The sequence below is a fragment of the Mesorhizobium sp. WSM4976 genome, assembly GCF_029625685.1.
Taxonomy (GTDB): Bacteria; Pseudomonadota; Alphaproteobacteria; order Rhizobiales; family Rhizobiaceae; genus Mesorhizobium.
In genome coordinates, this window is record NZ_JARTVT010000003.1 from 64,415 (window position 1) to 87,324 (window position 22,910).

The 22,910-nt window shown below is 64.8% G+C and carries 23 protein-coding genes; 10 read left to right on the forward strand and 13 right to left on the reverse strand.

What is annotated here, in order from left to right; all coding sequences use genetic code 11:
- The 5 genes from P9272_RS04385 to P9272_RS04405 form a co-directional block, all read right to left on the reverse strand.
- Window positions 1-790, reverse strand: a 790-nt coding sequence (locus P9272_RS04385) for an ATP-binding cassette domain-containing protein (RefSeq protein ID WP_278159299.1), incomplete at its 3' end; no start/stop codon positions are given.
- A gap of 10 nt (window positions 791-800) precedes the next feature.
- The gene (locus P9272_RS04390; protein WP_278159301.1) at window positions 801-1,502 is read right to left on the reverse strand and encodes an isochorismatase family cysteine hydrolase; all 702 of its coding nucleotides are present in this window, start codon (window positions 1,500-1,502) and stop codon (window positions 801-803) included.
- Window positions 1,503-1,542: 40 nt separating this feature from the next.
- The gene (locus tag P9272_RS04395) at window positions 1,543-2,469 is read right to left on the reverse strand and encodes an ABC transporter permease (protein WP_278159303.1); all 927 of its coding nucleotides are present in this window, start codon (window positions 2,467-2,469) and stop codon (window positions 1,543-1,545) included.
- Complete coding sequence (locus P9272_RS04400) at window positions 2,469-3,593, reverse strand: ABC transporter permease (RefSeq protein WP_278159305.1); 1,125 nt, start codon at window positions 3,591-3,593, stop codon at window positions 2,469-2,471. The genes P9272_RS04395 and P9272_RS04400 overlap by 1 nt, the downstream gene beginning before the upstream one ends.
- Window positions 3,594-3,696: 103 nt before the next feature.
- Entirely contained in the window at window positions 3,697-4,824 is a 1,128-nt protein-coding gene (locus P9272_RS04405; protein WP_278159307.1) for a BMP family ABC transporter substrate-binding protein, read from the reverse strand.
- A gap of 337 nt (window positions 4,825-5,161) precedes the next feature.
- On the opposite strand from P9272_RS04405, the gene P9272_RS04410 reads away from it, so the two are divergent.
- Window positions 5,162-5,815 carry a GntR family transcriptional regulator gene (locus tag P9272_RS04410; protein WP_278159668.1) on the forward strand — a complete coding sequence of 218 codons (654 nt, stop codon included), beginning with the start codon at window positions 5,162-5,164 and terminating at the stop codon, window positions 5,813-5,815.
- Here the strand turns inward: P9272_RS04410 and P9272_RS04415 are convergent.
- Entirely contained in the window at window positions 5,793-6,605 is an 813-nt protein-coding gene (locus tag P9272_RS04415) for a LuxR C-terminal-related transcriptional regulator (protein ID WP_278159309.1), read from the reverse strand. The genes P9272_RS04410 and P9272_RS04415 overlap by 23 nt on opposite strands.
- Window positions 6,606-6,722: 117 nt before the next feature.
- On the opposite strand from P9272_RS04415, the gene P9272_RS04420 reads away from it, so the two are divergent.
- The 8 genes from P9272_RS04420 to P9272_RS04455 all read left to right on the forward strand — a co-directional run bounded on the left by P9272_RS04420 (window position 6,723) and on the right by P9272_RS04455 (window position 15,490).
- Complete coding sequence (locus P9272_RS04420) at window positions 6,723-7,859, forward strand: ABC transporter ATP-binding protein (RefSeq protein ID WP_128261197.1); 1,137 nt, start codon at window positions 6,723-6,725, stop codon at window positions 7,857-7,859.
- Window positions 7,840-9,003, forward strand: coding sequence for a spermidine/putrescine ABC transporter substrate-binding protein (locus P9272_RS04425; protein ID WP_278159313.1), 1,164 nt, complete (start codon window positions 7,840-7,842; stop codon window positions 9,001-9,003). The genes P9272_RS04420 and P9272_RS04425 overlap by 20 nt, the downstream gene beginning before the upstream one ends.
- A 77-nt stretch (window positions 9,004-9,080) precedes the next feature.
- Window positions 9,081-9,944, forward strand: coding sequence for an ABC transporter permease (locus P9272_RS04430; RefSeq protein ID WP_278159315.1), 864 nt, complete (start codon window positions 9,081-9,083; stop codon window positions 9,942-9,944).
- Complete coding sequence (locus P9272_RS04435; RefSeq protein WP_278159317.1) at window positions 9,944-10,756, forward strand: ABC transporter permease; 813 nt, start codon at window positions 9,944-9,946, stop codon at window positions 10,754-10,756. Before P9272_RS04430 ends, P9272_RS04435 begins: the two co-directional genes overlap by 1 nt.
- An 11-nt stretch (window positions 10,757-10,767) precedes the next feature.
- On the forward strand, window positions 10,768-11,529 hold the full coding sequence (locus P9272_RS04440) for a glucose 1-dehydrogenase (RefSeq protein ID WP_128261193.1): 762 nt from the start codon (window positions 10,768-10,770) through the stop codon (window positions 11,527-11,529).
- Between the two features lie 441 nt (window positions 11,530-11,970).
- Window positions 11,971-13,341: a glutamine synthetase family protein gene (locus tag P9272_RS04445; RefSeq protein ID WP_128261192.1), complete on the forward strand. Its 1,371-nt coding sequence runs from the start codon at window positions 11,971-11,973 to the stop codon at window positions 13,339-13,341.
- Between the two features lie 2 nt (window positions 13,342-13,343).
- A complete protein-coding gene (locus P9272_RS04450; RefSeq protein ID WP_278159321.1) occupies window positions 13,344-14,642 on the forward strand; it encodes an FAD-binding oxidoreductase in 1,299 nt (432 codons plus the stop codon).
- Between the two features lie 62 nt (window positions 14,643-14,704).
- Window positions 14,705-15,490, forward strand: coding sequence for a DeoR/GlpR family DNA-binding transcription regulator (locus P9272_RS04455; RefSeq protein WP_278159323.1), 786 nt, complete (start codon window positions 14,705-14,707; stop codon window positions 15,488-15,490).
- Between the two features lie 8 nt (window positions 15,491-15,498).
- Here P9272_RS04455 and P9272_RS04460 read toward each other — a convergent pair whose 3' ends face one another.
- From P9272_RS04460 to P9272_RS04490, 7 genes are all read right to left on the reverse strand, one after another.
- On the reverse strand, window positions 15,499-16,002 hold the full coding sequence (locus P9272_RS04460; RefSeq protein WP_128261190.1) for an L-2-amino-thiazoline-4-carboxylic acid hydrolase: 504 nt from the start codon (window positions 16,000-16,002) through the stop codon (window positions 15,499-15,501).
- A gap of 64 nt (window positions 16,003-16,066) precedes the next feature.
- Window positions 16,067-16,843, reverse strand: a complete 777-nt coding sequence (locus tag P9272_RS04465; RefSeq protein ID WP_278159326.1) for an ATP-binding cassette domain-containing protein — start codon at window positions 16,841-16,843, stop codon at window positions 16,067-16,069.
- Window positions 16,840-17,853: an ABC transporter ATP-binding protein gene (locus P9272_RS04470; protein WP_278159328.1), complete on the reverse strand. Its 1,014-nt coding sequence runs from the start codon at window positions 17,851-17,853 to the stop codon at window positions 16,840-16,842. The genes P9272_RS04465 and P9272_RS04470 overlap by 4 nt, the downstream gene beginning before the upstream one ends.
- Window positions 17,850-18,680, reverse strand: a complete 831-nt coding sequence (locus P9272_RS04475; RefSeq protein ID WP_278159330.1) for an ABC transporter permease — start codon at window positions 18,678-18,680, stop codon at window positions 17,850-17,852. Before P9272_RS04475 ends, P9272_RS04470 begins: the two co-directional genes overlap by 4 nt.
- The gene (locus tag P9272_RS04480; RefSeq protein WP_278159332.1) at window positions 18,677-19,663 is read right to left on the reverse strand and encodes an ABC transporter permease; all 987 of its coding nucleotides are present in this window, start codon (window positions 19,661-19,663) and stop codon (window positions 18,677-18,679) included. Before P9272_RS04480 ends, P9272_RS04475 begins: the two co-directional genes overlap by 4 nt.
- Window positions 19,664-19,748: 85 nt before the next feature.
- Window positions 19,749-21,359: an ABC transporter substrate-binding protein gene (locus P9272_RS04485; RefSeq protein WP_278159334.1), complete on the reverse strand. Its 1,611-nt coding sequence runs from the start codon at window positions 21,357-21,359 to the stop codon at window positions 19,749-19,751.
- On the reverse strand, window positions 21,347-21,709 hold the full coding sequence (locus tag P9272_RS04490; protein ID WP_278159335.1) for a hypothetical protein: 363 nt from the start codon (window positions 21,707-21,709) through the stop codon (window positions 21,347-21,349). The genes P9272_RS04485 and P9272_RS04490 overlap by 13 nt, the downstream gene beginning before the upstream one ends.
- Here P9272_RS04490 and P9272_RS04495 point away from each other — a divergent pair.
- Window positions 21,690-22,880 carry a Xaa-Pro peptidase family protein gene (locus P9272_RS04495; protein ID WP_128261144.1) on the forward strand — a complete coding sequence of 397 codons (1,191 nt, stop codon included), beginning with the start codon at window positions 21,690-21,692 and terminating at the stop codon, window positions 22,878-22,880. The two genes, P9272_RS04490 and P9272_RS04495, sit on opposite strands and share 20 nt — an antisense overlap.
- Window positions 22,881-22,910 lie beyond the last annotated feature (30 nt).

Here is a 22,910-nt window from a genome sequence, read left to right on the forward strand (position 1 = left end):
CGATCTCGGCGTCCGGCTTCGGCGCCGCGCGGCTGTCGAGCGCGGCGATCGGCTGGTCGCCGATCATCATCGCGGCCATGGCCTTGTGGGTGAGCTCGGAGACCTTGCCGGTTCCGGTGAGCCTGCCCTTGCGCAGCACGGTGATGTCGTCGGCGAATGCGGTGACCTCGTGGAATTTGTGCGAGATCATCAGCACGGTGAGATCGCCGGCCTTGGTCATGCCGCGCACCAGCCCGAGCACTTCCTGCGCCTCGCCTGGGGTGAGCACGGATGTCGGCTCGTCCAGCACCAGGAAATTGCGGCCGAGATAAAGCTGCTTGATGATCTCCAGCTTCTGCTTCTCGCCGGCGGCGAGTTCGGCCACCTTGACGTCGAGCGGCAGCTTGAAGGGCATGCGCTCCATGAATTGGGCAAGTGCTGTGCGTTCCTTGCGCCAGTCGATCACGCCCGGCACCTTTTCGCGCGAGATGACCAGGTTCTCGGCGCCAGTCAGCGACGGCACCAGCGTGAAATGCTGGTAGACCATGCCGAGGCCGAGTGCTGAGGCATCCCTGGGGCTGGCTATCGCGACCTGGCGTCCGTCGACCAGCATGTCGCCCGATGTCGGGTGGTAGAAACCCATCATGCATTTGACCAGTGTCGACTTGCCGGCGCCGTTCTCGCCGAGCAGGGCATGGAAGGAGCCTGCCGGCACCTTGATGGAGACATCGTCAAGCGCGGTGAAGGCGCCGAAACGCATGGTCATGCCGATGGTCTCGACGCCGATCGCCTTTCCTTGCGTTCCGCTCATCGCCGGCTCCTCACGGCAACTGCGCGACGAGCGCGGCGGAATTCGACACCGCGCCGAACACGCCGCCCTGCATCTTGATCATCTTGATCGCCGCCAGGTGGTTGCTGTAGTCGGTCGCCCCGCAGCAATCCTCCAGCATCACGCATTCGAAGCCGCGGTCGTTGGCCTCGCGCATGGTGGTGTGCACGCACACATCGGTGGTGATGCCGGTGAGCACGATGTTGTCGATGCCGCGCTGGTTGAGGATCAGCTCGAGGTCGGTGGCGCAGAACGAACCCTTGCCAGGCTTGTCGATGATCGGCTCGCCCTCGATCGGATAGAGGTCCGGGATGATGTCCCAGCCCGGCTCGCCGCGCACCAGGATGCGCCCGCACGGACCCGGGTCGCCGATGCCGGCATTGATGCGGCGCGAGCGCCAGCGCTTGTTGGCGGGCAGGTCGGCGAGGTCTGGGCGATGGCCCTCGCGGGTGTGGATGATGGTGTAGGCCTTGGCCCGCATGGCGGAGAGCACCGATTTGATCGGCTCGATCGGCGCGCGGACCAGTGACAGGTCGTAGCCCATATGGTCGACATAGCCGCCAGGCCCGCAGAAATCGGTCTGCATGTCGATGATGATCAGCGCCGTGTTGTCGGGCCTGAGATCGCCATTATAAGGCCAGGGATAGGGATCGGCGTCGATGTGGCGCTGGGTGATCTCGGCTCTGGCGTTCATGGCGAAAACTCCGGTCTCGCGAGCGGTGCGTGGTGCGCGGTCATTTGGTGATCGACAGTTCGCCGGGCGCGCCGGCGAGCGCGCGGCTCGGCGACGAGGTGGCGATCATGATGATGAGGGTGAGGATGTAGGGCGCGGCGTAGAACAGGTAGTAGCCCTCTGTGACGCCCACCGACTGCAGCGCCGGGCCGAGCGCGCCGGCGCCGCCGAACAAAAGCGCGGCAGCAAAGCAGCCGAGCGGATTCCAGCGCGCGAAGATGACCAACGCCACCGCCATCAGCCCCTGGCCGGACGAGATGCGCTCGGTCCAGCTGCCGGGATAATAGAGCGACAGGTAGGCGCCGCCGATGCCGGCGAGCGCGCCGCCGACGCCGGTGGCGAGCAGCCGCACCGTGTTGGGGTTGAGACCCATGGCGCGAGCCGCATCGGCGCTGTCGCCGACCACGCGCACGATGAGGCCGATACGGGTGTTGCGGAAGGCCCACCAGAGGAAGACGGCAAGCGCGGCACCGATGAGGAACAGCACGTTGACGTTGAGCGCCGCCTGCACCTGCGGGATATCGGACCAGGCGCCGAAGGGGATCGCCGGCAGGTCGGGCGCCAAAGGCTGGATGAAGGGCTTGCCGAAGAAGAAGGCGAGGCCGGTGCCGAACAGCATCAGCGCGATGCCGATGGCGATGTCGTTGACCTTCGGGAACTTGCAGATCCAGCCATGAAAGAGACCGAAGCAGAGACCGGCGAGCGCCGCGGCCAGAAGGCCGAGCCATGGCGAGCCGGTCATGACAGCCACCGCGTAGGCGCTCATAGCGCCGAACACCAGCGTGCCTTCGAGGCCGAGATTGATGCGGCCGGAACGCTCGGTGATGGCTTCGCCGAGCGAGACGAAGATGAAGGGTGTGGAGACGCGGATGGCGCCGCCGAGCATGGCGAGCGGCACGCCCCACAGTCCGATGTCGGTCGTCTCCATCAGCTGCTCCTCTGCCAGAGGTCCGGGTTGAAGAGCTTGAAGCGGCCGTAGAAGGCCTCGCTGAACAGGATGACGATGAAGAGCATGCCCTGCAGCACCAGCACGGTCGCATCGGGCAGGTCCATGCGGCGCTGGATCAGGCCGCCCGACGCATCAATGCCGCCGAGCAGGACGGCGACGGGGATGATGGCGAGCGGGTTGTGGCGGGCGAGGAAGGCGACGAGGATGCCGGTATAGCCATAGCCGGCGGCAAGCGAGCCGTTGGCGCTGCCCTGCACGGCCGCGACCTCCAGCATGCCGGCAAGGCCGGCGAAACCGCCCGCGAGCGCGGTGAAGCCGACGATGAGCGGGCCGACTGCCAGCCCCTGCACCTGTGCGGCCCTGACATTGCCGCCTGCGATGCGGGCGGCGAAGCCCCAGCGAGTCTTCTCGATCAGCAGCCAGGAAAGCATGCAGGCGAGGATGCCGACCACCAGGCCCCAATGCACCTCCATGCCCGGTATGTTGCCGACGCGATAGATGTCGGCCAGCGGCTGGGTCGAGGGTTTGTTCAGCGAGGCCGGGTCACGCAGCGGGCCTTCCACAAGATGGTTCATCAGCGCGATGGCTATGTAGGCCATCAGCAGGCTGGAGATGGTCTCGTTGACGGCGCGATAGTGGCGGAGCGCGCCGACGGCACCTATCCAGATGCCGCCGGCGGCTGCGCCCCCCACGCCCATGAGGAGAACGACGAGAAAAGACGGCGCGCCGTTGAGGCCGACGCCGATGGACGCCGCGGCGACGCCGCCCAGCACGATGGCGCCTTCGCCGCCGATGACGACCAGGCCAAGGCGCGCGGGCAGCGCCACGCAGAGCGCCGCAAGCAGAAGCGGCGCGCCGCGCGACAGCGAGTTCTGGATCGAGAACCAGGAGCCGAAGCCGCCTCGCCACATCGTCTCATAGAGCTGGACCGGCGACTTGCCGACAGCCAGGATGAACAAGCTGAACAGCGCCATGCCGACGACCAGCGCCGCGAGCGGAATGATGAAGGTCTCCGCCCGCCTGGCGGTCCATTCGAGCGCCGCCCGGTATCCTCCGGCATCGAGGATGGTCCGCACGTCCGGGCTGCTCGCAGTGTCCGCCATATCCCGTCTCCCTCGGCTCGCGTACGAAGCGTGCTTCAAGGCCTTGTTCGGATGCGTGTCGTCATCCCAAAACCGCTGTGCGCTTTGGGCAACACGCAATGCCTCAGGCCGTCGAGCCGACGACGCCCTCGACGAGATAGTCCATGCTTTCGAGCTCGATGGCGGTCTCGACGAAGGCCTGGCCTTCGGTCGCGACGACGGCGCCCTTGTTGCTCTTCAATGGTCCCTTGATGACGGAGAAACCGCCCTTCATCATTTCGGCCAGCGTGGCGTCGAACTGCTTGCGCGCCGCTTCGCCCACGGCGGGACCTAGCGGGCTCATCTTGACGAAGCCGTCGGCAAGGCCGCCGCGCGTGAAATTGGGCAGCGGCTTGCCGGCGATCAGGTCGTCGACGAACATCTTGTAGACCTTGGCCCAGTTCCACTCCGCCCCGGTCAGGTATTTTTCCGGCGCCAGCGGGCTTTGGTTGGCGTGGTAGCCGCAGATGAAGGCCCCGCGTCCGGCGGCCGTCTCGACCACCACCTTGGGGCTGTCGACATGGCAGGTGACGACGTCGGCGCCCTGATCGATCAGCGCATTGGTGGCCTCGGCCTCCTTCACCGCCAGCGACCACTCGCCGGTGAAGATCACCTGGCAGGTGATCGCCGGATCGACCGAGCGCGCGCCGAGCAGGAAGGAGTTGATGTTGAGCAAGACCTGCGGGATCGGCTTGGCGGCGACGAAACCGAGCTTCTTCGACTTGGTGGTGTGGCCGGCGACGACGCCGTTCAAGTACTGACCCATGCCGATATAGCCGAAATAGGAGCCGGCGTTCATCGGGTGCTTGTCCTTGTTCCACATGCCGCCGCAATGGCGGAACTGCACGTCCGGGAACTTGGCGCACATGGCGAGCATATGCGGATCGAAATAGCCGAAGGAGGTCGGGAAGATCAGCGAAGCGCCGTCGAGATTGATCATCGATTCCATCGTCTTTTGGACGTCGACAGTCTCGGGGACGTTCTCTTCCTCGACGATGGAGATGCCCTCGACGCTCTTCAGCGACGCCGCGCCCTCGGCATGTGCCTGGTTGTAGCCATAGTCGTCCTTCGGGCCGACATAGATGAAGCCGACGGTCGCGGCGGCAGCGCGCGCCGCGCGCATCGGAAAGGCCGCCGAGGCCAGACCGAGCGCCGCCCCGGCGGCGGAGGTCTTGAGCAGGTCGCGGCGGCTAAGCATGAATTTCCCGGTCATATCGAATGCTCCCCTTTCTTGGACCCCGGTGGGGGTCGTTTGACGTGGTGTCAAGAAAGTGCATGCAATCGCTGTGCCAGTTCCTTTGTGTGGTTTTCTGTAATAAAATCAATAGACCATTTTAGAAAGCCTGCATAAACCAAAGGCAAGTGCATGCACTTTTTGCCTGAAAAACGATCAATTTGACATTACGGTCAAAATCTAGGCATACAGAGATGCGACCTTGAGTCGAGAAAGCCCGTGGGCCGTCCACCCAGCGGGCCGTTCGCAATTAAACTGGGCGGGAGGAGACGTGTCGGGAAGGCGCTTGGTCAGGTCGGGCACGACCGTGGATCAGATGGTGAGGGCGATCGCGGATCGCATCGTCACCGGCTATCTGCGTCCCGGCGACAAGCTCGACGAGGCCTCGCTTGCCGCCCGCTTCGATGTTTCGCGCACGCCGGTCCGGGAGGCGCTCGGCCAGTTGAGCGCCATCGGGCTGGTCGAGAGGCGGCCGAACCGGGGCGCTATCGTCGCCGTGGTCACGCAGGAGCATCTCGCCTCGATGTTCGAGAGCATGGCCGAGCTGGAGGCGATCTGCGCGCGCTTCTCCGCCGAGCGCATGACCGGCACCGAGCGCCGCTCGCTGGAGAAGGAGCATCAGGCGTCGGCGCGCATGGTGCAGCTCGGCGCCGAGGAGGACTACGAGCATTTCAACACCGAGTTCCATAGCAGGCTTTATCGCGGCGCCCATAACACGCATATCCATGATTTGACCGTGGCGACCCGCAGCCGGCTGGCGCCGTTCCGGCGTGCGCAGTTCATGCTGCCGGGCCGGCTGGCCAAGTCCTGGCAGGAGCATGATGTGATCGTCACCGCGATCATGCGCGGTGATGCAGCGGCTGCGGGCAAGGCTGCCAGGGATCATGTCTCCATCGTCAGCGAGGCGAGCGCGGTATTCGCGGCAGTCGATCCGATGGAGGCGACGCTTAGCCTATCCGCGCGTCGATGATTTCGACGAAATGCGCGAACAGGCCGGCCTGCGACTTGATCTTCAGTTTGCGGTAGATGTTGCGGCGGTGGACCTTGACGGTCCCCGGCACGATGCGCAGCGCTCTGGCGATCGATTCCGTCGAATGGCCCTGAAGCACGAGGTCGACGACCTGCTTTTCACGCGAAGTCAGCGACAGGCTTTTCCAGATATGAGCGCGGTCGAGCTCGTTGGCCATCGTCATGGTTTCGCCGGAAGGCTGGGCCGCAACGCCTTCGGCGGGCAGGGACGGCCAGCGATGCTTGCAGAAGCCGATCACCGCCGGCGCCATGTCGCGCAGCAGCCTGGCGTCGGCGGTTCCGAACGGGCCGGTAGCGCGCAGCCGCATCAGCGACAGCACCAGCGCGTCCTTGCCGGCCAGCGGCACGAAGAAGCCAACTTCCTCGGCAAGCCGGGTCTGGCTGTAATAGGAGCGGTAGTATTCGCTGGCATAGAAGCGATCCGGCGCCAGCTCGCGCATGCGCCAGAAGCCTTCCTTGCGCTCGACCGCGGCATGATGGAACGGGTCGAGCAGATAGGGCCCTTCCTGATAGAGCGCGACAAAGATGTGGCTCTCAGCCGGCGAGAAGGTCTGGAACAGGAGCGGCGGCCGCGCGGCGCCGCGATAGCCGAAGATCACACAATGATCGAAGCGGACATGTCCGCTGAGCCAGCCCACGATTGCCTTGCCGAAATTGTCGCCGCCGGTTTCGCGCGCTGCGGCTATCACCTCAGCCAAGGCGTTGTAGTCGTCACTGCGGGAGGCGGCCAATCCATACCCCTCTAGATGCTAAAATCGGTTAAATATACCACCTATGAGGTATATACTAGATACCATTGGCTCTGCTAGCGTCACGACATTGCCTCATGCTGTCGCTGGAGCCGTGGCTTGACTGCAGTGCCCGATATCGAATTTCGCGCGGTCACCAAGCGCTATGGCGCCGTCACCGCGGTGAGCGGCATCGACCTTGCCATCCCGCCCTCCGCCTTTGTCGCGTTGCTCGGCCCCTCTGGCTGCGGCAAGACGACGTGCCTGCGCATGATCGGCGGCTTCGAGCAGCCGAGCGAGGGTCAGGTGCTGATCCGCGGCCGCGACATGGCCGGTACGCCGCCCTATCGGCGTCCGGTCAACATGGTGTTCCAGCAATACGCGCTGTTCCCGCATCTCGATGTCGAGGAGAACATCTCCTATGGGCTGCGTCAGGCGAGGCCGCGGCTGTCGTCGCGCGAGATCGGCCAGCGAGCGGGCGAGGCGCTTTCGATGGTGCAACTCGCCGGCTACGGACGCCGCAAGATCCACGAGCTTTCGGGCGGCCAGCAGCAGCGCGTGGCGCTGGCGCGAGCCCTGGTCAACAAGCCGGCGGTGCTCTTGCTCGACGAGCCACTGGCGGCGCTCGACAAGAAGCTGCGCACCGACATGCAGATCGAACTGCAGAACTTGCAGCGCGAGATCGGCATCACTTTCGTGCTGGTCACCCACGACCAGGAGGAAGCGCTGTCGATGAGCGACTTCGTCTGCGTCATGAATGGCGGCCGTATCGTCCAGCTCGGACAGCCGAGCGAAATCTATGACGAGCCTGCCGACCTGTTCGTCGCCGATTTCGTCGGCAAGACCAATCTTTTGAGCGGCAAGGTAGCCGGCCTTTCCGGGGACCTCGTCGATGTCGCCCTTGCCGACGGCACGGTGATCTCCGCGCGCAAGCGGGTGCCACTCAGTCGGGGCGAGGCCGTGTCCGTAAGCCTGCGGCCGGAGTCGCTCGGCCTCTCGGCACCGGGAGGCGGCAGCCTGAAAGGCATCGTCCGCAACCGGATCTTCCTGGGCTCGACTGCAGAATACGCGATCGAGGTCCCGGGCATCGGACCGCTGCTCGCCAAGGCCGACCACGTGATCGGCCAGGGCAACCTGTTCAAGCCGGGCGAACCCGTCGCCATCGGCTTTGCCGCCGGAGCGCCGCTGGCGTTTCCCAATGCCAACAATAACGGGACCAACCAGAGGGAAGACCAAAATGCCGAAATCCTATCGTGACGGACTGCCGATAACCCCCGATACATTCGTCGACCAGTTGATGCGCCTGAAGCGCGGCTCGATCAGCCGGCGCGACTTCCTCGGCCTCACAGGCCTCGGTGTCGCGACCGCGGTGATGGCGCGCGAGCTCGGCATCATGCCGACGCCGGCCTTCGCCGCCGAGAACCTCGGCGACCGCATGTCGATCGCCACCTGGCCGAACTACCACGACCCGCAGACCTTCGAGAATTTCAAGGCCGAGACGGGTGTGGCCGTCGAGGTCAACGTCTTCGGATCGAACGAGGAAATGCTGGCCAAGCTGCAGGCCGGCGGCTCGGGCTGGAGCCTGTTCGTGCCGACCAATTACACCATCTCGACCTACAAGAAGCTCGGCATCATCGAAGCGCTCGACATGGCCAAGCTGCCGAATTTCGACGGCAAGTCGGAAGACTCGCGCTTCACCGCGGAAGGCACGATCGACGGCACGATCTACGCCGTGCCGAAGAACTGGGGCACGACCGGCTTTGCCGTCAACACCAAGAAGCTCACCAAGCCCATGTCGAGCTGGAAGGAATTCTGGGACACCGCTATGGCCGAAGGCGACGGCCGCACCATGGTGCATGATTACCAGCTGACCACAATCGGCAATGCATTGAAATATTACGGCTATTCGTTCAACTCGCTGAAGCAGGACGAGCTCGCCAAGGCCGAGGAACTGTTGCTCAAGGTCAAGCCGCATCTGTTCGCGGTGTCGAGCGACTACCAGCCGGGAATGCGCGCCGGCGATGCCTGGATGACGATGTGCTGGACCAATGACGGCGCGCAGCTCCATCGCGACATCCCCGAGATCGCCTATGTGCTCGGCAAGGAAGGCGGCGAGATCTGGACTGACTTCTACGCGATCCCGAAGGACGCGCCGAACAAGCCGGCCGGCTATGCGCTACTCAACTATCTGATGAACCCGAAGGTGGCGGTGAAGGAGCATCTGGCCAATGGCGCGCCCTCGACCGATGCGCGGGTCAACGCGCTGCTGCCGAAAGAGGTGCTCGACAACCCGATCCTCTATCCGGCGGCCGATTTGTTGAAGCCGCTGGAGTTCGGCGCCGCCGCGACGCTGACGGATCCTGGTCGCGCCGAGCTGATGGCGCGCTTCAAGTCGGCTTGAGGGAGACCGGCCACAAACCTCATCAAGACAATGCGACCGGCGGACGAAGGTCCGCCGGCTCCCAACCGGCTTTCCCGATGCGCGGCAGTCTCTTTCGCAAAAACCTCGTAACGACGCTGCTGCTTGCTCCGGCGGCGCTATGGCTGGTCATCTTCCTGGTCCTGCCCTTCATCGCCATCGCCATCTTCAGCGTCGGCGAGCGGGCGCCGGAGGGCGGCTACCAGGCCGCGCTGACCTTCGCGCAATATGCCAACCTGCCGGCTCGGGCGACGGCGTTCTGGAACACGATGGTGCTGGCGCCGATCGGCGCGCTGGCATGCCTGCTCGTCGCCTACCCCGTTGCCTATTACTTGGCGCTGCGCGCGCCGGAGCGCTGGCGGCTGATCCTGCTCGCGATGATCGTCATTCCGTTCTGGACCAGCCTTCTGATGCGCACCTATGCCTGGATGTACATCCTTGGCGGGCGCGGCATTCCGGCCCTGCTCGCCTATGTCGGCATCCAGGACCTCAGGCTAATCAACACTCCGGGCGCGGTGCTGCTCGGCATTGTCTACGGCTATCTGCCACTGATGATATTGCCCATCTACGTCAGCCTCGAACGACTCGACCGCCGGCTGCTCGAGGCTTCCGCCGATCTTGGCGCGACTCCCTTTTCCACCTTCCTTGGCGTGACGCTCAGGTTGTCGCTGCCCGGCGTGATGACCGGCTTCTCGCTGGTGATGATCCTGTTGCTCGGCGAATATCTGATCCCGACGCTGCTCGGCGGCGGCAAGGTGTTCTTCATCGGCAACGCGCTAGTCGATCTCTTCCTGCAATCGCGCAACTGGCCGTTCGGCTCGGCCATCGCCATCACGCTGGTGCTGGTCTCGGTCGTGGTGCTGATCGTCGCCAACCGCATCTCGACCAGGCTTTCGGGCGCACGCCGGGTGGACCTGATCTGATGCGTGCTTTCGTCCTTGCCGTCTTTGCCTTCCTCTATCTGCCGATCGCGCTGGTCGTGCTGTTCTCCTTCAACGCCGGTCACCATGCCAGCGAGTTCACCGGCTTCTCGGTGCAATGGTATGGCAAGGCGCTGTCGAATCCCTTCCTGGTCGAGGCGCTGAAGAACAGCCTGTTCATCGCCACCACCAGTGCGCTGCTCGCGGCCTTGTGCGGCACGGCGGCTGCGCTTGGGCTGCAGCGCGTCGGCGTGCGGACAAGGGCACTCTTCGACGCATTGCTGGGCGCGGCGATCGTCGTGCCGGGCGTCGTCATCGGCATCTCGACGCTGGTCGCGCTGGTGCAGCTCTTTGCCGTCGTCAATCCGTTCCTCGCCTCGCTCTGGCCGACCGACCAGCCGCCGCGGCTGTCGCTGGGCTATGGCTCGATCATCGCCGCGCACGGCCTGTTTTCGATGGCGCTGGTGACGATGATCGTCGGCACGCGGCTCAGCAGCCTCGACCGCAACCTGGTCGAGGCCTCCAGCGATCTCTACGCCACGCCGCTGACGACGTTCCGCTCGATCGTGCTGCCGCAGATCATGCCGGCGGTGATCGCGGGGTTCCTGCTCGCCTTCACCTTCTCCTTCGACGATTTCATCGTCGCCTTCTTCGTCGCCGGCGCGCAGACGACGCTGCCGATCTACGTCTTCGCCTCGATCCGACGCGGCGTGACGCCCGAGATCAACGCTATCGCGACGATCGTGCTCTGCGCCTCGGTCGTGCTCGTGCTGCTCGCGCAATGGCAGCTCGGCCGACGCAAACCATCGCCTTGAAAGACAGATCCATGATTTTGAAAGACCGTATCGCCGTGGTGACGGGCGCCGGGTCGGGCATAGGACGCGCCGGGGCCATGATCATGGCCAGGGAAGGGGCACACGTCGTCATCGCTGACCGTGACCCCGCGGCTGGGGAGGCCACGGCCTCCGCAATCCGCGACGTTGGCGGCCGTGCCGAGGCGGTCTTCACGGATGTGGGCGACGATACGGCCGTCGAGGAGCTCATCGAGGGAACGCTCGGCAGGCATGGCCGGATCGACATCCTGCACAGCCATGCCGGCATCCAGGTCGGCGGCACGCTGACGGAAGTGGGCACCGATGGCATGGATGCTTCGTGGCGGATCAATGTGCGGGCGCAATTCCTGGCGGCGAAGACCGTCATGCCGGCGATGATCGCGCAGGGCGGCGGCGTCATCCTCAACACCGCTTCCAATTCCGGTGTCTTCTACGATCGCGAGATGATCGCCTACGCCACGTCGAAGCATGCCGTGGTGGCGATGACCAGGCAGATGTCGCTCGATTACGCCAAGCACAATGTACGCATCAACGCGCTCTGCCCGGGCTGGGTCGACACGCCCTTCAACGAGCCGTTCATCGCCCAGATGGGCGGGCGCGACGCGATCGAGAACTATGTCCGCACCAAGATCCCGATGGGGCGCTGGGCGAGCGCGGAGGAGATCGCGGAGGCCATCCTGTTCCTCGTCTCCGACCGCTCGTCCTTCATGACCGGGCAGGCGCTGGTGGTCGATGGCGGCGAGAGCATTGGCTGACCTGGTCCAGTGAAGCGGACTTGCGCCACCGGCGATGATCGGTCAAATCATAGGCGCGACCACTTTGTTTTTACGCAATTCCGGACGGAAATCCGCTCACACTTTTCCTGGAATTGCTCTAATGGGACCCGTCATGCAAGCTCCAAAACAGCAATACCGCGCCAGGCATTTTGTTGCCTGCGGTATTTCTTTTGCGTGCGCGGGGCATCATTGAAAATGCGCTGCTGCCGCCGCGAGAACCTGCAGCGCGCGGAGGAGACCAAGGTCGGCTCGCATGTCGTTCGCGACGGCTGGACCGAAGGGGTGCCAGGCACTCCGGACCCGGCCTATCGGCCGGTCATCAGGCGGGCGTCCGTCCTCGGATAACGCAGCTTAGATAACGCCCCACCCGGAACGGACCTGCCCGCCGAAGCGATCTCTCCTTCGTACGGACACGACCAAATGCCTGACAATCTGAACACTACATTCGTCGGCGCGGACACGCAAAGCTGGCTGAAGACGCACGCGATCAACGAAGTCGAATGCTTCGTGCCGGACGTCAACGGCGTGCTGCGCGGCAAGACCTTGCCTGTAGCCAAATTCCTGAAGTCGCTCGACGACCGCGCGCTCTATTTGCCGAGCAGCGCCTTCCTGGTCGCCATCGATGGCCGCTATTCCGGCTCGATCGACGAGGGCTTTGCCTATTCCGATCCAGATATGCGCATGGTGCCGGACGTTTCGAGCCTGTGCCTTGCGCCCGGCAGCGTCGGCAGAGCCTATGTTTTCGCCGACACCTTCCACATGGACGATCGGCCGTGGATGGCCTCGCCACGCCATGTGCTGAAAGCCGTGCTCGGGCTTTATGAGCAGCGCGGCTGGCGCGCTGTTGTGGCGCCGGAACTCGAATTCTATCTCACGGCCCCCAACCCCAACCCGGACCAGCCTCTGACCGCCCCGGTGGGGCGCAACGGCCGGCCCGAAAGCGTGCAGCATCCTTACGACATGCAGGCGCTGGAGGAATTTGAACCGGTCATCCAGCGCATCTACACGCATTCGGCGGCCGCAGGCCTGCCGCTCGAGACGCTGATCCATGAATCCGGCACCGCGCAGCTCGAGATCAACTTCCTCCATGGCGATCCGCTGGCGCTCGCAGACAAGGTGCTGCTGTTCAAGCGCCTGGCGCGGCAGGCCGCGCAGGCGAACGGGATGCACGCCACCTTCATGGCCAAGCCGATCGCCGCCCAGGCCGGCAGCTCGATGCACCTGCACATGTCGATCGCCGACCGGAAGGATGAGCCCCTGTTCGCCGGCGAGGACGGCGAGGACAGTGAAATGTTCGCGCACTTCATCGGCGGCCTGCAGAAATACGTCCCTGAAATCATGCCGCTGTTTGCACCCAACGTGAATTCCTACCGCCGCATCCGGCCGAACCACAGCGCTCCGGCCAACATCGAATGGTCGCATGACAACCGCTCCTGCGGTCTGCGCGTGCCGATGGGCGGCCGCGCCGCGCGGCGGATCGAGAACCGTCTCCCTGGTGCCGACGCCAATCCTTATCTGGCGATGGCCGGGTCGTTGATCGCCGGCTATCTCGGCATCGAGGAGAAGCTTGCGCGCTCGGAAGAGGCCTTCGGCAATGCCTACAAAAGTAAGAGCACACTGCCGAAGACGATGGAGGAAGCGCTCGATCGTTTCGCCGCCTGCGGGCCCGTGCGGGCGCTGCTCGGCGAGGACTTCTTCCAGACCTACCTGCGCGTGAAGAGCGTCGAGCTAGACCTGTTCCAGAGCGTCGTGACGTCCTGGGAGCGCGACCATCTGCTGCTCAAGGTGTGATCATGGCCTTGCGTTCGACAGGTTTCAATTCCGGTCTCGACATCGGCAAATCCTATTATGTCGCCACCGCCAATCCGGCGCCCGACCATCCCGCACTTGCCGGCGATGTCGAGGCCGATCTGGTGGTGGTTGGCGGCGGCTGCACCGGTCTTTCGGCGGCGCTGCATGCAGCCGAACGCGGCCTGAAGGTGGTGCTGCTCGAGGGCGGCAAGATCGGCTGGGGCGCCTCGGGCCGCAATGGCGGCCAGATGATCCCCGGCCTGCGCAAGGGCGCCAAAGGCCTGGTCAAGTCCTTCGGGCCGGAACGGGCCAAGGCGCTGTTCGACCTCGCCTTCGAGGCGCGCGGGCTGGTGCTCGACATCATCGAGCGCCACGGCATCGAATGCGATTTGCGCCAGACCGGTCATCTGGTCGGCGCGGTCAGCGCTTCGGATGTGCGCGACTTCGAGGAAGAGGCCGAATGCCTCGCCAAGGTGATGAAGTTCACCGATGTCGAGATCCTGTCGGCTTCGCAGGCGCGGCAGATGGTGGATACGCCCTATCAGGGCGCGGTCTACGAGCCGCTCGGCGGCCACATGCACCCGCTGAACTACACGCTGGGGCTTGCCAGTGCGGCCGTCGCCGCAGGGGTCGTCATCCATGAGAACTCGGTTGCGGTGCGGCTGGAGCGGGAGCCGTCGATCCGCGCGGTCACCGACAAAGGATCGGTCCGCGCCAGACATGTGGTGCTGGCCGGCGATGCGCTGCTCAAGGGATTGGAGCCGCGCGTCAACAGCCGCATCATGCCGGTCGGCAACTATATCGTCGCCACCGAGCCTCTGGGTGAGCGCAATGTCATCCCGGCCAATGTCGCGGTCTCGGACACGCTGTTCGTCGTTAATTACTACCGCATGTCGGCGGACGGCCGCCTGCTGTTCGGGGGCGGCGAGCGCTACACGCCGTCGCCGCCTGCCGACATCGCCGGCTTCGTGCGGCCGCATATGGAAAAGACTTTTCCGCAGCTCAGGGGCTGCCGCATCGACCATGCCTGGGGCGGGCTGGTGTCGGTGACGACGTCGCGCCTGCCGCATGTCGGACACTATGGCGAGGTCTATTTCGCGCATGGCTATTCCGGCAAGGGCGTCATCCTGTCGACGCTGTCGGGCAAGCTCTTGGCGGAAGCGATCACGGGCGATGCCTCGCGGCTCGACCTTTTCTCGACGCTGACGCCGCTGCCCTTCCCAGGTGGCACCGCGTTGCGCGGACCGCTCTATGTGCTCGGCATGTTGTGGTACGCGATGCGCGATCGGCTCAGACACTGACGCTGGTTTCCTTTCCCCGGCGTGACTAATGTCTCCGCGCCGGGAAGCGAGAAGGAAGGGCAATGAATATCGAGCCGGGCCGACTGACGAAGAAGGAGCGACACGAACTGATCCTGTCGGAGGTCCGGCGCTCCGCCTCGATCCGCATCTCGAAGCTTGCGCGCCGCATCGGCGTCGCCGGCGAGACCATCCGCCGCGATCTCATCGAGCTCGGCGAGGCGGGACTCCTCAACCGCACCTATGGCGGCGCCACCATTTCGCTGGTGACATCGGAACCGGTGATTGCCGAACGCGGCCTTACCTTGGTCGAGGAGCGGGCCCGCATTGGGCGTGGCGCGGCCGGACTGGTCGAGAAAGGCTCGATCGTGATGATTGATGGCGGATCGACCACCTACGAGGTGGCGCGCAGCCTCTCGCAGCACGGCCGGGACCTGACGATCATCACCAACTCAATCGGCGTCGCCTCGGTGGCCGGTGCCAATCCCGGTTTCCGTGTCATCCTCTGCCCCGGCACCTATGACAGCCGCGAGGCCGCGGTGCTTGGCGAGGACACGGTTGAATTCGTGCGCCGCTACAATGCCGACGTCGCCATCATCGGCGCTTCGGCGCTGAACGCTGAAGGGCCGAGCGACATGATCTCGGGCGCGGCGGCAGTGAAGCGGGCGATGATGAGGCGATCGCTGTCGACGATGCTTGTGGTTACCAACGACAAGTTCGGCCGCAGCGGCCTGGAGCTGGTGTGCGCGCTGAGCGAGATTTCAGACATCGTCACCGACAGCGAGCCGGCAACGGAGCTGCGCGACGCCGTCGACGAAGCGGGCGGCGAGCTGCACGTCTTTGCCGAATAGATAATCGGTTAAGCGTCGCGGTTGGTCAATGCGATATGGCAGCAGCCGGAGCCGTGGCCCGGCGTCCAGGTGACATTGTCGAAACGCACGCCGGTCGCCTCGAACAGGCCGCGGTCGAAGGCGCCGGCGATGCGGCAGAGCGTGGCGAGTTTCTCCTCGCCGACACCGGCCTCGACCCAGGCGTCCTTCAGCGGGCAGCGCTTGACCTTGAAGGCGATGTGGTCCGGCCCGCGCTCGACATGGGTCGGATACATGCGCCCGCCATCCGGACTGACGGCGAGGAACGCCTCGCCGATCGCCGGCGCGTCGTTTGGACCGAATGCGGCGAAAGCGGCTGCCGCCACTTCCCGGCCGCGCTTCTCGATGCTGCGGATCATCACCGCCTCGGCCTTCTCCGCGCCGAGCTCGGCGGTCAGCTCGTCGAGGAACAGGCGATAGAGGTCGGCCCGGTTGCGGAAGGCGGAATCGAGTTCGCGCGACAGCTTTTCGGCTTTGGCTGCGGGGTCGGTCATGAGGAGTCCTGATTTTGTTGTTTGACCATGATCTTGTCCGCAAACCGGTTGCCACTTTGCGGGATCATCGTCGGTCTCTGACCAGTTTCGGCATGGCTGCTACCAATGCCTTGCCGACCGATGATTGCGGGTAGGCGATGACGGCGCGGGCATCGCCGCTCTCCGCGATCCGGCCGGCATCGAGGATGACGATGCGGTGCGCCACGGCGCGGATGACGCCGAGGTCATGGGAAATGAACAGATAGGCGATGCGTTCCTGCCGTTGCAGGTCGAGCAGCAATTCCAGGATCTGGCCGCGCACCGAAACATCGAGCGCCGACACCGCCTCGTCGAGCACGATCAGCGACGGCCGCGTGGCGATGGCGCGAGCGATCGCGACGCGCTGGCGCTGGCCGCCGGAAATCTCGTGGATGGCGCGCTGGGCAAGGCCGGCGTCGAGGCCGACGCGCTCCAAAAGCGCCGCGATGCGGCGTGGACGGTCGGCACGCGGGGCGATGCCATGGACGCGCAAGGGGTCGTTGAGCACGCGCGCGACGGTGGCGCGGGGATTGAAGGCGGCGAGCGGATCCTGAAACACCATTTGCAGGCGGGCACGACGGGCGCGCAAAGCGGCGCCTGACATAGTGAGGAAATCTGCGTCTTCGAAGTCTATGCGGCCGGCATCGGGCTCGATCAGCCGCAGCACCAGCCTTGCGATCGTCGATTTGCCGCTGCCGGAGGGTCCGGCGAGCGCCAGCGTCTCCGCCGGACCGATCTCGAAGGACACGTCGTCGACAGCCGCGAAAGGCTTGCCGCCGCGATAGTAGCGCTTGGTGAGATTGGAGACGGCAAGCACGCTCATGCCGAGGTGTCCTGTCGGTCAAGCAGAGGCTCGGCGTTGAGGCCAAGATGAGCGTCGAGCAGGGCGCGCGTATAGGCTTGCTGCGGCGCGTTGACGATTTGACTGGTCTCGCCGAGTTCGATCAGTTCGCCATGGCGCAGCACCGCGATGCGATCGGCAAGCGAAGCGGCAAGCGCGATGTCGTGGCTGATGAAGATGAGCGTCATGCCGTCCTCGCTGACCAGCCTGCGGATCAGGGCGACGATCTCGGCCTGGACGATGGTGTCGAGCGCGCTCGTCGCTTCGTCGGCGATCAGGAGTTTCGGTCCGGCGGCGATTGCCGCGGCGATCGCCACGCGCTGCTTCTGCCCGCCGGAGAGCTGGTGGGGGTAGGCGTGGATAGTGGCGTCGGGATTGGGTAGGCGGACGCGTTCGAGGAGGGTTTTGGCCTTGGCGTAGGCGCCTTTCCAGCCGGGGCCGAGATGGGTGTGCGCGACCTCGGCGATCTGCTTGCCGATTGGCATGACCGGGTCGAGACTGGAGGAGGGGTCCTGGAAGACGAAGCCGATGTCGCTGCCGAGGAGGGGGGCCTGTGTGTTGCCGATCGCGGACGGTCGGCGTTCCGGCACACCCCCCTCTGCCCTGCCGGGCATCTCCCCCGCAAGGGGGGAGATTGAGCCGTCATCGCTGCTTTTGCTAATTTCCAGAGTTGCAGGAGAGGAGCCGTCGGCGAAGCTGCCAATCTCCCCCCTTGCGGGGGAGATGGCCGGCAGGCCAGAGAGGGGTGCGAAGGAACGAGGCGTCTGTGATTGGCTTGCTGACCACTCAATCATCCCGCCAATCTCGGTACCCATCGCCAACAATCCCGCAATCGCCAGCGCTAGCGTGCTCTTGCCAGAACCGCTTTCGCCGATGATCGCCAGGCGCTCGCCTTCGAGAACGTCCAGGCTCACACTTTTCAGCGCCGGCACCTCGACACCATCGCGCCGATAGGCCACCGAGAGATCGCGAATGGAAAGCAGCGCCGTCATGACAGGCTCCTGCGCACCGCGGTGCTCTCCACCACACCTTCGCCGGCAAGGTAGACGCCAAGCACCGTCAGCACGAGCGCTACGCCCGGAACGATCGACAGAAACGGCGCGGTGCGCAGCACCGTGCGGCCTTCGGCGATCATGCCGCCCCAGGTGACGCGGTTGGGGTCGCCGAGGCCGAGGAAGGAGAGCGCCGCTTCTGTGAGGATCGCGGCCGCGACGATCACCGACGACAGCGCCAGCACCGGCGGCAAGGCATTGGGCAGCACCTCGCGAAACGCGATCTCCAGCGGGTGCATGCCGATGACGCGGGCGCCGGCGACATAGTCGCGTTCGCGGATCGACAGCACTTCCGCGCGGGCGACGCGCGCCGGCCCGGTCCAGGCGCTAATCGCGATCGCGGCGACGACGACGCCGAGCGACGGCCCGACGATGCTGACGAAGGCGAGCGCCAGCAGGAAGCTTGGCACGGTCTGGAAGGCGTCGGTCATGCGCATCAGCACTTCGTCGATCAGGCCACCGGCAAAGCCCGCCAAAGTACCGACCACCGCGCCGATCAGGAGCGCCGCGGCAGCCGCCGCCAGGCCGACCGCCAGCGAGGTACGGGCGCCATGAAAGAGCTCGGCCAGCACGTCGCGCCCGAGCCGATCGGTGCCGAGCGGCAGCGACCAGTCCCGGAACGGCGGTAGCAGCGCCGGTCCGGCGATGGCCTGCGGGTCGCCAGGAAACAGCAGTGGCGCGGCCAGCGCCATCGCGATCAGCAAGGCGAGAATAAGCGCGCCCGCGATCGCTTCCGGCGTGTGCAAGAGACGGCGCAGGCGCTTCATGCGCTCGCCTCGCCGGCGCCGACGCGCGGATCGAGGACAGCGTAGGCGAGATCGACCAGAAGGTTGATGGCGATGACGAGAACGGCGCTGACCAGGATGATGCCGAGGAGCAGCGGCGTATCGCGCCCGGCGACGGCTTCCTGCGCCAGCCGGCCGAGGCCGGGCACGGCGAAGACGCTTTCGATGACGACACTGCCGCCGAGCATCTGCGCCGATTGCAGGCCGAGCATGGTGACCAAGGGCAGCAACGCGTTGCGGGCAACATGCGCGAGCACGATGCGCCGGCGCGGCAGGCCCCTGGCGCGGGCGGCGAGCACGAAATCCTGACGCCAAGCTTCGGCCATGCCGGCGCGCATCATGCGCAGGTAAAGCGCGAGATAAATAAAGCCGAGCGCCGACACCGGCAGCACGAGATGGGCGGCGACGTCGGCGGCGCGTGAAAACCCGGTTTTGCCGGAGGCGATGGTCTTGATGCCGCCGATCGGCAGCCAGCGCAAATCAACGGCAAAGACGACGATCAGCACGAGGCCGAGCCAGAAGCCGGGCACGGCATAGAGCGCCAGCGAGCCGATCGAGAGGAAGCGGTCGCGGAAGCTGCCGGGCCGCGCGCCGGCATAGATGCCGAGCGCTGAGCCGAGACCGAAGGAAAGCGCGGTGGCGCTGCCCATCAGGATCAGTGTGGTCGGCAGGCGTTCGAGGATGATGTCGCGGATCGGCCGGGAGAAAGTGACCGATTGGCCGAGATCGAGATGCAGCAAGGCCCAAAGGTAGTTGGCGAGGCGAGTGAGCTCCGACTGGTCGAGGCCCCAACGATGGCGCAGCAATTCGATCATGCCCGCATCGCCGCCAGTCGAGACAATATAGGCGTCGACCGCGTCGCCGGGGGCGGCTTCGAGAAGAAGGAAGCTGCCGATGACGACGATGAGAAGCACGAAGGCGCTGCCGACGAGACGGCGGCGAAGGAGGCGGAGGGCGCGGGTCATGGCGAAAGGACGCTGCACGGGGGGCGCGAAGGAACTCTCATTCTCGAAGCTGAGCACCCCGACTGCCGATCCGCAAGTGCGGGGATCAACCCGCCAAATAAGTGTCCGCCCAGTTCGACACCGCCCAGCGCGGGTTGTTGGCGATGTTGCCGACGGTGTCGCGCGCGACGGAGATGAAGCTCCATTCGGCGACGTTGATCAGCGGCAGATCGGCGGCCACCTTCTTCTGGAACTCCTTGTAGAGCCCGGTGCGGGCCAATGTATCGAGCGTCTCGGATGCCTTGACGATCAGCGCGTCGAGATCGGCGTTCTTGTAGCCGCCCTGGTTGGAGAAGGGCACGCCGTCCGGAATGCCGCTCTGCACCAGGATGGTGGTCGAGATCGCCGGGTCGCCGCGGAACACGGGCGGGCCTACGGCGAGGTCGAAGGCATGGTCGGTGTAGACGGCCTTGATGTGGGCGGCCGAGTCATTGTTGACGATCTCGGCGTCGATGCCGATTGCCGCGAGCGCCTGGCGCAGGTAGTCGCCGAACTGCTTCGTCTCGTTGAAATAGGGCGCCGGCAGCATCTTCAGCGCGAAGCGCTTGCCGTCGTCGGCGCGCTTGTAGCCGGCTTCGTCCAGCAGCGCATTGGCCTTGGCGACGTCGAAAGGATAGGTCGGCACGTCGGCTGTGTAGAATTGTGGGTCGCTCTTCGGCACCGGGCCGGTGGCGGTCGCGGCATAGCCGAGGAAGATCGTCTTGACGACGAAATCCTTGTCGATGGCATGGGCGATTGCCTGCCGCACCTTGAGGTCGGCCAGTTCCTTGCGGCGGTGGTTGATCTCGACGACAAGCTGGTAGGTCAACCCCTCATAGCCCTTGGTGATGACCTTCAAGCCCGGCACCTTGGAGATGCGGTCGAGGTCGGCGAGCGGCACGGCGGAGAAGGCGGCGAGCTGGATCTCTTCCGCTTCCAGCGCGGCCGCCGCAGATGTGCGATCGGGGAGCACCTGGTAGACGATCTCGTCGAGATAGGGCTCGTCCTTGCCCCAATAGGCGTCGTTCCTGGTCAGCCGGTAATATTGGCCTGCCTTGTATTCGGCGAATTTGAATGGGCCGGTGCCGACCGGCGCGTTGTTGGCCGGGTTGTCCTCGATCTTGCCGTTTTCATAAAGGTGCTTCGGCACGACGCTCGACAGCGCCGGCAGCGCGTTGCGGATCAGCTGGAACGGCGTCGGCTTGGCGAATTTGAAAACGGCCGTCAGCTCGTCCGGCGTGTCGACGGCCTCCAAATCCTTGAACACCGTGCGGCCGAGATTCTGCAGCGGCTTCCAGATCTGCAGCGCGGAGAAGGCGACGTCAGCGGAGCTGAAGGGTTTGCCGTCATGCCATTTGACGCCGTCACGCAGCTTGAAGGTCACCGACAGGCCGTCGGCAGCGCCTTCCCAGGAAAGGGCGAGTCGCGGCTGAAGCCCGTCCTTGCCGTCGAAGGAGGCTTCGGCCAGCGTCTCGACGATCTTGCTGGAGATGAAGAAGACGCCGTTCGATGCAACGATTGCCGGGTTCAGATTGCGCGGTTCGGAATCGGCGGCCAGCACCAGGCGGCCGCCCTTCTTGGGCGTCTGGGCAAAGCCAATGGCTGGCAGCGCGGTCGAGACCAGTAGCAGGGCCGAACCGGCCAGCAGGCCGCGGCGTGAAATCGTCAATTCGGACATCGCTCGAACTCCCCTCTTCGCACCGTGGCAGGCGCGCCAATCGCGATTATGGGCTTTGGCAAAGGTTTCGCCAGAGACGGATTTGGCGCATCATGGCTTGGCTTTGAAATTTCCGTCCGCTGGACCAGCGAGCCGAAAGAAGATGTCATCCCCTTGTTTGGTAGGACCAGATTACAGCGATGCGGGATCGACATCAGGACATGAACCGCCTGTTGGGTGAAAGTGATCAATTCTGGCTGGACCAGAGTGGCCAAAATGATGCAGATTTGGCCGACAGCCAAAATCATGACGTTCGGCGCTCCGGCGACCGATGAAAACAGGGAGAGGCAGATGAACATCGCTCCGGGCAAGACCGAGGTCCGCAGCATTCCGTTCGACCAGACGCGGGTGGACCGGCTGATGGACGAGGCGGGCATCGACGTGCTCTTCGCCACCTCCAAGCACAACACGCAATATCTGCTCGGCGGCTACAAGTTCATCTTCTTCGCGGCGATGGACGCCATCGGCCACAGCCGCTATCTACCGATCCTCCTCTACGAGAAGGGCGGGCCGGAACACGCCGCCTATATCGGCAACAAGATGGAGGGCGGCGAGCATCAGAACCATCCATTCTGGACGCCCACCTTGCACGCCGCCTGCTGGGGCACGCTCGACGCCGCCAATCTGGCGGTGGAGCATCTTAAGCAGATCGGCAAGTCGGCGGCGCGTATCGGTATCGAGCCGGGCTTCCTGCCGTCGGACGCCTATATGCTGGTCCGCAAGGCGCTGCCGGACGCCAAGCTGGTCGACGCGACGGGCATGCTTGAGAGCATGCGCGCCAACAAGACCGAGGCGGAGCTGGAGCAGTTGCGCATCGCTTCCGAGCTGATCACCGACTCCATGCTGGCGACGATCGCCTGGGCGCGCGAAGGGACAACTAAGACCGACATCATCGAGCAGCTCCGGCGGGAGGAAACCAATCGCGGCGCGCATTTCGAATATTGCCTGCTGACGCTGGGCTCCAGCCACAACCGCGCGGCGTCCAGCCAAGCGTGGAAGAAGGGCGAGGTGATGTCGATCGATTCCGGCGGCAATTATCACGGCTATATCGGCGACCTTTGCCGCATGGGCGTGCTCGGCGAGCCGGACGCCGAGCTGGAGGATCTCCTGGCCGAGATCGAAGCGGTGCAGCAGGCGGCCTTTTCCAAGGTCAAGGCCGGCACGCTGGGCGGCGACATGATCGCTCATGCGGAAAGCGTGCTGAAGGCCTCAAAGGTCGCGGCCTACACGGATTTCTTCGCCCATGGCATGGGGCTCATCACCCATGAGGCGCCGTTCCTGATGACCAACCATCCGGTCGCCTATGAAGGCACCTATGCGGCTAAGCCGCTGGAAAAGAACATGGTGCTGTCGGTCGAGACGACCATGCTTCACCCGACACGCGGCTTCATCAAGCTGGAGGACACGGTGGCGGTGACCGACGCCGGCTATGTTATGTTCGGCGATCGTGGGCGCGGGTGGAACCAGGGCGGGGTGGTTTAGCGCTGACGGCGCTCCCCCTCACCCGGATTG

Excerpts from the sequence above, each read along its gene's own strand:
- P9272_RS04390 (WP_278159301.1), bottom strand. The coding sequence starts at position 1,502 with ATGAACGCCAGAGCCGAGATCACCCAGCGCCACATCGACGCCGATCCC.
- P9272_RS04465 (WP_278159326.1), bottom strand. The coding sequence starts at position 16,843 with ATGAGCGTGCTTGCCGTCTCCAATCTCACCAAGCGCTACTATCGCGGC.
- P9272_RS04495 (WP_128261144.1), top strand. The coding sequence starts at position 21,690 with ATGAACATCGCTCCGGGCAAGACCGAGGTCCGCAGCATTCCGTTCGAC.
- P9272_RS04455 (WP_278159323.1), top strand. The coding sequence starts at position 14,705 with ATGAATATCGAGCCGGGCCGACTGACGAAGAAGGAGCGACACGAACTG.
- P9272_RS04400 (WP_278159305.1), bottom strand. The coding sequence starts at position 3,593 with ATGGCGGACACTGCGAGCAGCCCGGACGTGCGGACCATCCTCGATGCC.
- P9272_RS04485 (WP_278159334.1), bottom strand. The coding sequence starts at position 21,359 with ATGTCCGAATTGACGATTTCACGCCGCGGCCTGCTGGCCGGTTCGGCC.
- P9272_RS04425 (WP_278159313.1), top strand. The coding sequence starts at position 7,840 with ATGCCGAAATCCTATCGTGACGGACTGCCGATAACCCCCGATACATTC.
- P9272_RS04435 (WP_278159317.1), top strand. The coding sequence starts at position 9,944 with ATGCGTGCTTTCGTCCTTGCCGTCTTTGCCTTCCTCTATCTGCCGATC.
- P9272_RS04470 (WP_278159328.1), bottom strand. The coding sequence starts at position 17,853 with ATGACGGCGCTGCTTTCCATTCGCGATCTCTCGGTGGCCTATCGGCGC.
- P9272_RS04475 (WP_278159330.1), bottom strand. The coding sequence starts at position 18,680 with ATGAAGCGCCTGCGCCGTCTCTTGCACACGCCGGAAGCGATCGCGGGC.
- P9272_RS04460 (WP_128261190.1), bottom strand. The coding sequence starts at position 16,002 with ATGACCGACCCCGCAGCCAAAGCCGAAAAGCTGTCGCGCGAACTCGAT.
- P9272_RS04450 (WP_278159321.1), top strand. The coding sequence starts at position 13,344 with ATGGCCTTGCGTTCGACAGGTTTCAATTCCGGTCTCGACATCGGCAAA.
- P9272_RS04430 (WP_278159315.1), top strand. The coding sequence starts at position 9,081 with ATGCGCGGCAGTCTCTTTCGCAAAAACCTCGTAACGACGCTGCTGCTT.
- P9272_RS04480 (WP_278159332.1), bottom strand. The coding sequence starts at position 19,663 with ATGACCCGCGCCCTCCGCCTCCTTCGCCGCCGTCTCGTCGGCAGCGCC.
- P9272_RS04410 (WP_278159668.1), top strand. The coding sequence starts at position 5,162 with ATGGTGAGGGCGATCGCGGATCGCATCGTCACCGGCTATCTGCGTCCC.
- P9272_RS04440 (WP_128261193.1), top strand. The coding sequence starts at position 10,768 with ATGATTTTGAAAGACCGTATCGCCGTGGTGACGGGCGCCGGGTCGGGC.
- P9272_RS04405 (WP_278159307.1), bottom strand. The coding sequence starts at position 4,824 with ATGACCGGGAAATTCATGCTTAGCCGCCGCGACCTGCTCAAGACCTCC.
- P9272_RS04445 (WP_128261192.1), top strand. The coding sequence starts at position 11,971 with ATGCCTGACAATCTGAACACTACATTCGTCGGCGCGGACACGCAAAGC.
- P9272_RS04395 (WP_278159303.1), bottom strand. The coding sequence starts at position 2,469 with ATGGAGACGACCGACATCGGACTGTGGGGCGTGCCGCTCGCCATGCTC.